Annotated in this window: 8 protein-coding genes; 1 reads left to right on the top strand and 7 read right to left on the bottom strand. The window is 52.2% G+C overall.

Features of this window, described 5'->3' with window-relative positions; all coding sequences use genetic code 11:
• Positions 1–10 precede the first annotated feature (10 nt).
• Positions 11–478 carry a MaoC family dehydratase gene (locus B0B12_RS05290; RefSeq protein ID WP_076666409.1) on the bottom strand — a complete coding sequence of 156 codons (468 nt, stop codon included), beginning with the start codon at positions 476–478 and terminating at the stop codon, positions 11–13.
• Positions 479–1,223: 745 nt separating this feature from the next.
• Between B0B12_RS05290 and B0B12_RS05285 the strand changes: the two genes are divergently transcribed.
• Positions 1,224–2,120 carry an aldo/keto reductase gene (locus tag B0B12_RS05285; RefSeq protein ID WP_076666408.1) on the top strand — a complete coding sequence of 299 codons (897 nt, stop codon included), beginning with the start codon at positions 1,224–1,226 and terminating at the stop codon, positions 2,118–2,120.
• A gap of 4 nt (positions 2,121–2,124) precedes the next feature.
• Here the strand turns inward: B0B12_RS05285 and B0B12_RS05280 are convergent, their stop codons facing one another.
• From B0B12_RS05280 to B0B12_RS05255, 6 genes are all read right to left on the bottom strand, one after another.
• Positions 2,125–2,844: a hypothetical protein gene (locus tag B0B12_RS05280; RefSeq protein WP_076666407.1), complete on the bottom strand. Its 720-nt coding sequence runs from the start codon at positions 2,842–2,844 to the stop codon at positions 2,125–2,127.
• A 4-nt stretch (positions 2,845–2,848) separates the two neighbouring features.
• Positions 2,849–4,678, bottom strand: coding sequence for a hypothetical protein (locus B0B12_RS05275; RefSeq protein ID WP_076666406.1), 1,830 nt, complete (start codon positions 4,676–4,678; stop codon positions 2,849–2,851).
• Positions 4,679–5,031: 353 nt separating this feature from the next.
• Positions 5,032–5,361, bottom strand: coding sequence for a hypothetical protein (locus B0B12_RS05270; RefSeq protein WP_244554605.1), 330 nt, complete (start codon positions 5,359–5,361; stop codon positions 5,032–5,034).
• 100 nt (positions 5,362–5,461) lie between these two features.
• Positions 5,462–7,687, bottom strand: a complete 2,226-nt coding sequence (locus tag B0B12_RS05265) for an FUSC family protein (RefSeq protein WP_076666404.1) — start codon at positions 7,685–7,687, stop codon at positions 5,462–5,464.
• 196 nt (positions 7,688–7,883) lie between these two features.
• Positions 7,884–10,622, bottom strand: a complete 2,739-nt coding sequence (locus tag B0B12_RS05260) for a family 10 glycosylhydrolase (RefSeq protein ID WP_076666403.1) — start codon at positions 10,620–10,622, stop codon at positions 7,884–7,886.
• Between the two features lie 370 nt (positions 10,623–10,992).
• The gene (locus B0B12_RS05255; protein WP_076666402.1) at positions 10,993–11,886 is read right to left on the bottom strand and encodes a phosphorothioated DNA-binding restriction endonuclease; all 894 of its coding nucleotides are present in this window, start codon (positions 11,884–11,886) and stop codon (positions 10,993–10,995) included.
• Positions 11,887–12,039: the final 153 nt, after the last annotated feature.

The raw sequence follows: 12,039 nt of genomic DNA, 5'->3' as shown, positions 1-12,039 counted from the left end.
GTGCGACTGGTTAATCGTTAAAGTGATACAGGAACGTGACCACACCAGTATAGGCAGGTTTACGGCTGTTTTCAATTTCGAGGGTAACTTCGATCTGCGTTTTGGCAATACCACGCAGGTTTTTAACAGAAAGCATTTTGGCACGCAGTCGCACCCGGCTGTTTACGGTCACGGCCTGGTTGAAGCGCAGACTTTCGATTTCGTAGTTCACCTGCATCTTCACATTCCCGATCTTCACGATCTGGCCCCACAGGTACGGCAGCAAGGACACTGTGAGGTAGCCGTGCGCGATTGTCGACCGGAAGGGCGTCTCGATGGTGGCGCGGTTTTCGTCCAGGTGGATCCACTGGTGATCGAGCGTAGCGTCTGCGAATTTTTTGATCTGCTCCTGCGTGATGGTGTGATACTCCGAAACGCCCAGTTCTTTCCCCTGGTACGACTCCAGTTCTTCGAGGCTGTTGATGGTTAGTTGACTCATGTTAGGTTTAGTGTTTGTGTTGGTGCTATAAACTTACGTTTTATTCCGGAAAATTAGTTATTGTCTATATTTTGGAATAAGGAAATTTAGGGTTTCGTCCAAGCTCGTGTCTACAGTCGTGTGGCCACTGGTCCCTGTGCCCCAGGTAGAGTACCGTCTGGCAATGCTTATGCCTGGAGTGGCTCTTGTTGCAGGTATAGCAACTTGCTTGTTTCATTGCTTCGCCTGTGCGGCGGGCACTCACTTTTTTCCTTGATGAAAAAAGTAAGCAAAAAAATCAAGACCCTCCAAACTCGCTGACCGCTCTTGACAGGGGGACCCCTTCACCCCCAACAGTGGAGCGTCGAAAAGTGCACTTAGCACCGCTATCTGTTTCATCGTTAGCGTGCAAGTTAGCCTTACTATACCTGCCAGTGGTTTGTGAAGGGAAACAACAGAACTTATACCTATGAATTGGCAGTGGCATGATTCCCCTCTTGAGAGGGGCAGGGGTGTATAAATCGTGCACCAAAATCCTGCCAACCCGTGGGAGTAGGGGGCGACAAAAGAGGAGGGCTGAGGTGATTCTGTATCTGCGAAAATCCTGTAAATCCTTTAATCCTGTAAATCCTGATTCAGACAAACATGCGCAGGTCAAAAGACGCTGCGAGCTCACGGCACCTTTCACATAAGAGGAACGGGCATATCACCAACCTTCTCCTAATAATCACGCTATAGCAGATAAGCCAATCAAAACTCAATCAATATGACCTACAAACAGCTAGGAAATTCAGACCTTCAGGTAAGCGAAATTGCCTTTGGGTGCATGTCGCTGGGGAGCGACCATGCGGCTAATGCCGAACTTCTGCACCATGCACTGAACCAAGGGGTTAATTTCTTCGATACTGCTGACCTGTACGACAAAGGCGCCAATGAAAAAACTGTCGGGAAAGCGTTTGCCGGGATGCGGGAGCAGGTAATCATCTCGACCAAAGTCGGGAATCAGTGGCGGGCGGACGGTAGCGGCTGGGACTGGAACCCGCGTAAAGCGTATATCCTGCAGGCTGTGGAAGAGAGTCTCCGGCGGCTGCAGACCGACTACATCGACCTGTACCAACTGCATGGAGGCACCATCGAAGACCCGATCGACGAGACCATCGAAGCTTTTGAACTGCTAAAAAAACAGGGCAAAATCCGGCACTACGGCATTTCGTCCATCCGGCCGAATGTGATCCGGGAATATGTGAAGCGTTCCAACATAGCAAGTGTGATGCTGCAGTACAGTTTGCTCGACCGAAGACCAGAGGAGCAGGTACTCGACTTGCTAAAAGGGAAAGGTATAGGCATACTGGCCCGCGGTAGCCTGGCGCAGGGACTACTGGCCGGTAAGCCTGCTAAACCCTACCTCGGCTATACCTTTGAGGAGATTCAACAGGCGGCCAACTCCGTGCGAAAAGTAGCGGGTACGGACCGAAAGGCAGCTGAAGTGGCCTTACGCTATACCTTACACCATCCGGCTGTCAGTGCAGCGGTGATGGGTATTCGTACCGAAGAGCAGCTGGACGATGCTCTGCTAGCTAGTAAGAGCGCACCTTTAACGGCGGCAGAAATCAAAGTGCTGCAGCAATCCTTGCAAGCGAACAGGTATGAGCAGCACCGTTGATAATCTACCTAACAATGGGAATAGCGACGGATACGTTGACGCGCAGGCCACTCCAGCCGGGGTGTATCGTTTTGTTGTTGCTGTCGATGACAAGTTGCTGGTCTAGCTCACCCGGCACATGGAAGGGGTAATTCGTATCCACAAAGTAGCCTATAGAGAGTATAGTTGGAAATAACATCAAAGGGTACTGCAGTCCCACAAAGGGCTTAAAGCCCAGCCCATAGGAGTTAAATTTATCTTCACTGCTTTCGGTTTGGCTGTTTATTTTGGTGTAGGCTTGCAGGTTCATGTTCGTCATCAGCATATGCAGTTCTGTTCCCGCCACATAGCGAAGCCTGCTTTCTTTGATGGACTGGTGGTGATAAAACAAGCCGCCGAAGGCATTGTAATTGAGCGGGGTGTCCAGCAAAAACTCACCGGAGTAGTCTGCATAAGCCACCCGGCCACCGGTGGACCCATGCTCAAGAAAGAATCCTATACGGGATTGCTCCCCTATATCGGACACGACGTTGAGGCCAAACTGAGCATAAGAACCAAAGGCATCGGTCGCTTTGGCATCCAGTCCGGTGTTGGCGATCATCACGCGCTGTAGCTCCTTCATCGATTGCATCCGGAAAGTGCCAAAGCCTAGCCGCGGCTCCAGGTATATGGTAGACTGGGCTATGGCGGCGCTGGCAGTTAGCAGCAGACAAACTGCCAGCATTAAAGTTTTCGGGTATGACATAGCCTTACAAGTTAAGATAGCGATTGCCGGAATAGAGCGTGTTGTTATAAAGGAAAACCAGGGTGCCACCCGCTAAATCAACTTTGTTGACCAGTTGGCCCGTGCTGGTGTTGTAAATAAAGAGCTGGTTATAACTGCTGCCATAAAGATGGCCTGTCACCGGATCCGTATCAATTGGGTAGAGCTCCCTTTCTGTCTGAAGCGTTGACTGCAGGGTGCCATCCGTGGTGGAGTAAAAGGAGATCGTGGTACCTTTGGTAGTAAAGAAAAGCGGGCTAGCGGTATGAAACTTCAGGGAATTTGCCTCCTGTCTTGTCAAAGGCAGCTTTTTCCAATCGCCCTTTGGCTGCTCTACATACACCTGGTCCGAAGCGTTGATGGTTTTCCCATCCGGGCTGATCATGGCATAGCTATAATTCAGATCGGCCTCCACAGCGGTGACCACCTTTTTCTGGTCCATGTCAATCACATAGGCCATGTCTTTATTCTCCGGATCGTAGTCCGCGTTGCGGGCCCGCAGAATCAGGCGGTTGGTGTTGCTCACCCCATCCAACATGCTAAAATGATAGAACTCCTCCGGCAATAAATCATTCAGTTCATAGCGCTCCAGTGTCTGTAGTGTGAGTGGGTCCAGCCTGTGTATGGCATAGTTGATGATGCTGTACAGAAGCTTGCCATCCTGGGAGATCACATCCTGCTTCTCGCTGCCTATCTGGTCGTACATGACATTTCGCTCCCGCAAGATATGGCGGGTGGCTGCATCCACTACCTTGATGTAACCCCGGTCCGCAAAGTAAAGCTTTCCGGAGGAGGGTTTCCCGAACAGCCTGTCTACGTCCTGTGGCCCCCAGGGAGCCCCTATACCTTCCAGTATGGCATAGTCCGTCACAGACCTGGAGCCAGGGCTGGGGTAGGACTTAGAGTACGTGGCCAGGGTGGCATGCAGCTCTTCCCCAAATATGTTGGCAGGTATGGTAACAACGGTGTCCTTCGGATCGGTCAGTCGGATAACCCTGTTGGAATTAAGGGTCAGTTCGTAGCTGCCAAAATTGCTGGTGAAGGGGGTGGAACTGAATGTGATGGTAAGCTCCTTTTCAGGGCTGATGGTACTGCTCAGCACATGCGGTTTGGGGTAAAAGTAAGGGATCGAATTGCTGGCCAGGTCATAATAATAGCCGTTTACCCGCGTCACCACCCGGTAGGAAATCTGCTCGCCCAAGTATTCCTCGTCGAACCAGGTCGTCTGGTTTGGATCGGTAATCGTGGCGGTGAGCTGCCCGTAAACCTGGCCCGGATAATGCCGGTGAATCTCGTATTTCTGGAAGCCGGTTCCCCTGTACTTTTTCCATTCCAGTTTCAGGCTGCCATCTACGGCTTTCACACTGGTGAGCGTAACCGGTTTTGGCGGTGTGTTGTCGATGTACACCACCCAGGTTCTGTATACCTGCACGCCCTCGACGCCCGACTTGTCTGCCAAGCTGCCGGTACCTGAGTTGCCCAGCACGTTGAGCTGTAGGGTATAGTAGCCGTCGGGATATTCGGTCGTTTGGAGTTGACGCCCCCCTGTGGCAGACGAAGTCGCACCCAGCGAGTTTTTTCCCAGCAAAAGCTCTACAGAATAGATGGTGCGCCCCGGAAGGGAAACACTGAATTTAAGATTGACTGATCCCCGCAGCATCAGGGTGTCCTGCGACGGATAATTGTCTAGTTCAATATCGCCTACCACTTCGACCTGAGGGCTTACCTCCTCAAAGTGGCTTCCGGATGGGCTGTAGTCGCAAGCAAGAAAAAGGCACGGGATGATCCCGAGCAACAGGCGTAAAAGTTGCTTCATAGGCGAAGGACGGATAGTAACACAAGGTATAGGAGAGGGCAAATATACAGATTGTCTGTTATTTGCACTATATCCGGAGTAAAAATTGGAAGGTATAGTGCCTTACCATTAGGAGTCCCCTGAAAACAAAAAAGCAGCAAACTCCGCGGTCTGCTGCTTTCCAAATTTTGTGGGTATACCTGCCGGTTGGGGCAGGCAAATGCTCTAGTCGTAGCTTTTCTTTTTCTTTTCGAGTTTGGCCGCCTGCTTTTCCTTTGGGGTTTTGGCCGGCTTTTTCTTGGCCTCTTTTTTCGCGTCTTGTGACTTTGCCATAAGTATAGTTTTAAGGTATAAGCGAAAGGTACGTAATTTTTCTATTCGAAGTGTACCTCCAGCTCATCCTCAGCCAGACCAAAGGCAATGCCCCGCATCAGGATCTGGGCGTTAGGGTGAGCGGGGTCCTGTAGATCGTGCTCAATCTCCTGGATGCTCATGCCCAGCGTATCGCCACCAAATATGCGGATGCGCAGCGACTGTGTGCTCTCCACTTCGTCCTCATCCCCAAATTCATCGCCGGCATCTGCCTGCAACTGCAGTTCCATTTCCTGCAAACGCCCGATCAGGGTGTCGCGGTCAATTTCCTCGTCCAGGAACTGGCCGAACAGCTGCCGGGCCATGGGAGAGTAGTGGGGTTGATGCGCCATAAGTATAATGTATGCTGATGCGTATTTTAACGCAAGATAGGGGAATTGTGCTGCAAAAATTGCGGGCGTATACCTGAACGTAACCCGCAAGTGACCATGATCAGGCTAGTTCCCGCACGGCTTGCTTCAGGTTTCCGGAAATGCTGTGCAGCCATTTCAGCTGATCCGAGATGAGGCGGGCCTCCTTTAGGTTTTTGAGAAATTCGGGGGCGATGGGTTTGTAGGAAGAGCCGGCCAGCTCACGGGTACGGATAGCCACCAGTTCGTTATACCTGCCCTCTAGGTGATCGTAGGCCTCCACCAATTCTTCCTTGGCTACTTCTTCGGCATCTTCATCCTCCTGCAGGGTTTGCAGGGCCTGCACCAGATTGGCGTCAATCGATTTGATGATCAGGTGTAAGTCTTCTGTGTTAGCCTGCGTTTTTGTATCCCGGATAAAAGTGCCCAGCGCCGCCGCGGCCGCCAGGAAGGTATGGTTCAGGCCGACAATCTCGTAAAATTCCATCAACTGCTGCTGCGCCGATTTCGGCTCCTGGCTCATGCGCTGAAAAGCCGCGTTCAGGTTGCCCATCTGCAGAAAAGCCTCTTTCCGGGCAAGCTTATAGTCGGTGGTGTTCTGCAATTTGTGCTGGCTATACCTGTCAATCTCGGCCAAGTATAGCCGGTTGGCGCGCAGTGCTTTCACGATGCTGCTTTTGATGCTCTGCGACTCCCAGGAAGGCCACAAGAAGGTGATGGCCGCTATGGAAATGACAGCGCCCGTCAGCGTATCGATCACCCGGAACTGGATCGCGTCGAAGGCATCCGGTGTGATGAGAGCGTAGATGAAGATAATGCCGGTGGTCACGAAAATAGACGAAGTACGGTAGTTGCGCTGGATGAAGGCGAAGGACAATATCAGCGAAACCAAGGCCAGCACACTATACAGGTACACATTCTGCACCAGCAGCACGATCAGCCCCGCAATTACGGCGCCCAGCAAGGTGCCGTAGAGCCGGTGCTTCGACCGCTCTTTGGTCAGGGTATAGCCGGGCCGCAGAATCACCACAATCGTGAGCAGAATCCAGTAGGCGTTCTGGATCGGGAAAAGAATGCCCAGCCCATAGCCCAGCAGCATCGCGATCGTTAGGCGACCAGCGTGTTTGAAGATGGGCGATTGCAGGGAGAGGTTGTCGCGCAGGATGCGTACATCGTAGTCCTGTTGGGTGATGAACTGCCGTCTTTCCCTGCTTTGCATGCCAATGCCTTGCTGCTCCTCCAGGTTCAGGTATACGCGCTCAATGGAGGTGATCTTTTGCAGCAGTTTTTCTTCGTAGTCCAGCAGGTTGTGCAGCAAGAGCGCTCCCTCCCGGGCTTGTGGCAGTTTCAGTTCTTCCACATACTGGCGTATGCTGTCGCGGCACTTGTCGATCAAGGGCTCCAGGTCATGTTCTGCCGGAAGTCCGCGCCGCTGTTGCATGCTGTCGGCCAGGTGGTCGAGCTTGGCCGACAGCTCAAAAACCAGTTTAATGAAAGGCAGCAGCACCCGCACAGAGTGGCCAAACAGTTCCCGGGCACGTTCGTAGTTGGCCGGGTTAGCCAGAGACAGTTCCAGGATGTCGATCAGGTCGATAAAGATCAGGAGCTGTTTGCGGTGGTAGTTGGAAGAGCCGGAGCTCTGCCTCTCGTGCAGCAGCACCTCGCGCAGGGCCTCGTGCGTCTCGTTCAGCTTCACCTGCAGGTTGTAGAACTCCTTCTGCAGCGCTTCCAGGTTTTGTTCCTCTATGGCCAGCTTTCCGCGCAGCTGTATGTAACGGGCCGTCTGCCGCAGACAGTTGATGAGCAGCGTTTCAGTTTGCCGCTTTTGCAGCAGCGAATGGAAGACCAGCGACAGCAGCAGCGCCCATAAGCCACCCGCGCCCATCAGCAGACCGTGTATAAAAATATCGGCGCCCGTGTGCACGTGCACAAAGCTCATGACAATGGCCATCAAGCCGGCAAAAGACACCAGCGAAGCCCGGAAACCATACACGGAAATGAAGGAGATGGCAAACACCAGCACAGCCAGCACCGGTAGCAGCAGGTATAGGCTCCCTACCACCAGGCCGACAGCGATACTGGCCAGCATGGCAATAGTGGCCGAAGCAAGGATGCCCACGGTTTTGTGCCGCCTGCTGCCCGGCACATCACTGCCCGAGGCGAGGATGGTGCCCATGGTCACGCTCAGGAAATAAGGCACCTGATCGAACCAAAGCCCTAGCAAAACAGGCATAACAGCGGCGAACGTGATCACCAGCGCCTTTACAAAATCTGTACTCCTTAAAAATTCTCTCAGCTCTTGCAGCATACCGCAAATGTACGGCAAGCGAGCGTCTGAAGCTGTGTCCAAAGCCGGAACTATCGTTATTTAATCTTAATTTTTTATTGAGTGGGTTTTACCAGGGTAGAGTAAAAGGATAGACTGTACTCAAGCCAGGAACTGCATAAAAAAACACCTGCCGATTTCCCGGCAGGTGTTTCTAACCTCAACAAACTACTCAATATTACCTGTTCTTCATCAGGCGGAAAGTCTTCACCTCTCCGGCCGTTACCAGGCGAACGATGTACACGTTGTTGCGCAGGGTGTTGCCGTTCAGGTTGAAGGTATAGGTTCTGTCGGCGGCAGCGCTGCCTTCATACAGGCGCGCTACGCGGTTGCCGTTCATGTCGTATACCTCCAGCACCACGTTTGCTTCCTCCTGATCCAGCGTGAACTGTACTGTAGTCTCGCTGTTGAATGGGTTCGGATAGGCGTTCAGCACAGGAGCCTGACCTTTGCCGGCGATGGCAGCAGGAGCGCATCCGCCCAAGGTTCCGCCTTTGCTCAGGTGAGCCGCTACAGCCTCAGGCGCTATGCAGATGCCGTTGCCTGGATTTGTGGCGCTGCCTGTTTTGTTGCATACAAGCACCTTGTCGTTGTTCTCACCGCAGCGCACATCGATCACCTCAACCGTCACCGTGGCGGTGGAAGTACAGCCGTAAGCATTGGTCGCCTCTACCTTGAAGGTATAGGTTCCGGCAGCCTGTGGCGCGAATTCCGTAATAGCACCCGTGGTCGTGCTCAAACCAGTAACTGGAGTCCAGGTATAGGTTGTGCTTGGGTTTTCAGCAGTGGCGTCTGTGGCTGTGAGTGTCAGCGATTGCGCGCCGTAGCCCAGGGCAATCGTATTGTCCGGTAAACCGGTATAGGTGTTGTCGGCTCTGCTGAGGCTGATGGCGGCCTGTGGCACCACACCCTCAATTGTTACTACAGCGGTGGCCTGCGCCTCGTTTCCGCTCAGGTCGCGGGCAGTCAGGGTCACGGTGTTCTCACCGATGTGGCTGCAGTCGAAGCTGCTTTGCGAAAGCTGAAGCGAACTCACATCCAGACCACAGTTGTCCCAGGTGCCGAGGTCGATATCCCCCACCGAAATAATGACGATGCCGTTGCTGAGCGTACGTTTGATATCCTGAACCAGGATAACCGGTGCCGTAACGTCTTTCTTGGTCAGCGTCATACTGCTGGAAGTGGACTTGCCGGAGGCATCTGTTGCCGTGAACGTGATCTGCATCGGTCCGGCTCCGCTGATCTCCGTACCAGCTGCCGGCGACTGCGTGAGCGTGATCTGATCCGGGAAGGAAACGTCGTCGCTCACAGTCAGCATAGCAGTGTAGTCAGGCAAAGTGGCGGAGCAGTTGTCGGCGTCCAGCGAAATTTCCTGGTTGCTTACGCCAGCCAGGATAGGTGCCTGGTAGTCGCTCACGTTGGAGGGCGCACTCTCGTTGTGGAAGCGGTCGAGGGCCGTCACAAAATAATAATAAGGCGCGTCGGAGGCCAGGGCCTTGTCGGTATATCGGCCGGTGGCGGTGTTGGTAATGGCCAGCAGGTTGTCGGTATTCTCCGGATCCATCATCGGGCTCAGGGAGCGGTACACGGCAAACTGGCGCACCTTGTCAAACTCGTCGCCGGAGCTGGCTGGCTGTGACCAGGTGATGACCACTGAGTCATTGCCATGGCGCTGCGCAATCAGGTCTGCAGGGGCTGTTGGGGCCACATTGTCGCGCCAGGGCATATTAGGCAACAGGGCAGGCTTGCTGTAGAAATCGTAGCGGAGCGAGTCGCGGAAGCCCAGTTTTGTGGCGCTGCGCAGGCTGCTGGTATTGTAAATGGCCTGCCCGTAGATGTTGGGGTGCGCGGCGTCGCGGTTCATGCGCACCTGGTTCGGAATCTGTGATGGATTGGCCCAGTTCACGCCCTGCGCCGGATCGTTCACTTTGTAACCGGCCATGCCGATGTAGATGTGGCGGCCATAGGAGTTGTTGTTCCACCAGGGAATCAGTACGCTGTAATTGGCGCCTGGCTGACCGATGTACCAGTATACCTGCGGGGCCAGGTAATCGATCCAGCCTTCCTGCAGCCATTTGCGGGAATCGGCATAGAGCGTTACGTAGTGCTGCAGACCGCTGGTAGCAGAGCCAAGGGCCGGGTTGGTGCTGTTGCGGTAAATGCCGGAAGGGGAGATGCCGAACTTCACCCAGGGCTTCGCCGCCTTGATGCTTTCGCTCACCTGCTGCACGAGCATGTTCACGTTATCCCTTCTCCAGTCACCACGGTCGGTGAAGCCTCGCGGGTCGGCCAGGAAGTTGGCGTCGTCATTGAAAGCTGCGTTCGGGTAAAAGTAGTCGTCGAAGTGAATGCCGTCTACATCGTAGCGTGCCACAATGTCGTCGATCACCGAGGTCACGTAGTCGCGTACTTCAGGCAGGGCTGGGTTGAGGATACGCTGGTTGCCGGCTGCCAGCAACCACTCCGGCTTGCGACGGGCCACATGGCTTGGGTCGAAGCTGTTGATATTGTTGTAGTTGGCAATGGCACGGTAGGGGTTGATCCAGGCATGGAATTCCATACCCCGCTTGCGGCACTCTTCGATGGCAAAGGCCACTGGGTCCCAGGGTGTGCTGGGTGCTCTTCCCTGCAGACCGGTCAGGTCGGAAGACCAGGGCTCAAGCTGACTCGGGTAGAGGGCGTCGCTCTGGCTGCGCACCTGCAGAAAAATAGCGTTGATGCCGGTGGCCTTGTGGTGGTCCAGAATTGAAATAAGCGCAGCCTGCTGCTGGGCTGGTGTCTGGGTGCGGTTAGGCCAGTCGATGTTGGCGTAAGTCGCGATCCAGGCTCCGCGGAATTCCCGCTTGGGCGCGCTTTGGGCCATCCCGGTCAGGAACAGCGCCAGTGAGAGAAAAACAGAAAGTAAAGGTGTTTTCATAAGCGGTTTTTCTTTAAGTTTTTATGCGTGAATGATATAAGGATAGACAAATAAACGCATTTATTTATAGAAATGTTTTAATATAGTTTGAGTAGGTATAGCACATAGCTTGAAAACCAGCTTGAATTAATGCAAGTGAGGTTTTTGAGAAAGATTCTTATTTCGTTGAAGGGCTTTACGAGTGTTTTTTTTGTATTAAGCCCTGTCCTGAATTTTGCCTGGCGACTGGTGGTCAGTGTAACAGAGAAGCAGCAGTGCCGCGCTGATTTTTGCGTGACACTGCTGCTTTTTCTTTATTGATGATTAGTGTGGGAGAGTAAGGTCTTGTGCTAGAGCAAGTAATATGAAAATGGTAGTCCGGGCAACTCAATCAGACGTCTCTATATCCGCCTTTGAACACTTCATTGACATGCCAGATGGTGAAATCGGGACTGGGATAAAAGGACTTCTTCTGAGGTGCCCGAATAGATTTGCCGTGATGCTGCAGAAGCCATTCGTTTGCACCGATGCCGTTCACTTCATCTGATACGAGCAGTCGTAAGTCAGGATTAACAGTAAAGGCACCCAGATCGAAGAGCTTATGGTGAGTAGCACAAAGAGCCAAACCATTTACTTCTACATCGGGTCCACCAGCCTGGTGCCACATGATGTGAGCAGCCTCCAATGCAAGGACTTTATGCTTTAAACGGACGCCAAAACCACAAACAGCACACTGGTATTCGTAGGCTCTCAGGATGCTTTCGCGGAATTGAGGATCGCGCTTTCGAATTCGTCTGACTTGGAAACTACCACCAAGCTTATCTAATTCTATACCAACAGCATCGAGAATATCCTGATGTATTGTGTCAGGAAAGTTCTCATCCAATAGTCTTTGAACCACTTCTCTGAACAGTTGTGGATTTTGCTTTAACTGTTGCGTGATTTCTTCAGTGAACTTACCACCAACCTGCTTCTCTCTGAGCTCCTTTGGGCTGGCATCGCCGGAAGAATTTACCTGTATAACTTTATCAAGTGTCCAGATACCATCGTTGGCTAACCGGATGAAAGAATAATGAGGTCTTACATTTTTCTGTGGACGGCCAAAATCTATTAGTAAGTCCTTTAGCTTTTCCTCAACTTCTGCATAAGGCATAAAGTCTGACTCCCCCTGTTGCAACTTTCCCAATGCAAGTAATAGCAAGAGTGGTTTGTGTGGAGCGCGTTCACCGTTACTCTTCCATGTGTTAATGTTAAGAAACAAGGTGACGAGAGTGGATTCTGACATTTAATTGGAAGCTTAATAACTGTTGTGAAAATCTAAAATGTTCACAGTCAGTTATTAATAGATAAAGCTGTTTAAACTTTTAATATAATTACAGATTTACAAATAATATTTTATATTTTTAATACTTTAAATTAAAATTACTCGATTACCCTT

This window comes from Pontibacter indicus (genome assembly GCF_900156345.1).
Lineage (GTDB): Bacteria > Bacteroidota > Bacteroidia > Cytophagales > Hymenobacteraceae > Pontibacter > Pontibacter indicus.
The sequence above is the reverse complement of the archived record's forward strand: the minus strand, read 5'-3'. Positions and strand labels throughout refer to the sequence as shown.

Excerpts from the sequence above, each read along its gene's own strand:
- B0B12_RS05285 (WP_076666408.1), top strand. The coding sequence starts at position 1,224 with ATGACCTACAAACAGCTAGGAAATTCAGACCTTCAGGTAAGCGAAATT.
- B0B12_RS05270 (WP_244554605.1), bottom strand. The coding sequence starts at position 5,361 with ATGGCGCATCAACCCCACTACTCTCCCATGGCCCGGCAGCTGTTCGGC.
- B0B12_RS05255 (WP_076666402.1), bottom strand. The coding sequence starts at position 11,886 with ATGTCAGAATCCACTCTCGTCACCTTGTTTCTTAACATTAACACATGG.
- B0B12_RS05290 (WP_076666409.1), bottom strand. The coding sequence starts at position 478 with ATGAGTCAACTAACCATCAACAGCCTCGAAGAACTGGAGTCGTACCAG.
- B0B12_RS05260 (WP_076666403.1), bottom strand. The coding sequence starts at position 10,622 with ATGAAAACACCTTTACTTTCTGTTTTTCTCTCACTGGCGCTGTTCCTG.
- B0B12_RS05265 (WP_076666404.1), bottom strand. The coding sequence starts at position 7,687 with ATGCTGCAAGAGCTGAGAGAATTTTTAAGGAGTACAGATTTTGTAAAG.
- B0B12_RS05275 (WP_076666406.1), bottom strand. The coding sequence starts at position 4,678 with ATGAAGCAACTTTTACGCCTGTTGCTCGGGATCATCCCGTGCCTTTTT.
- B0B12_RS05280 (WP_076666407.1), bottom strand. The coding sequence starts at position 2,844 with ATGTCATACCCGAAAACTTTAATGCTGGCAGTTTGTCTGCTGCTAACT.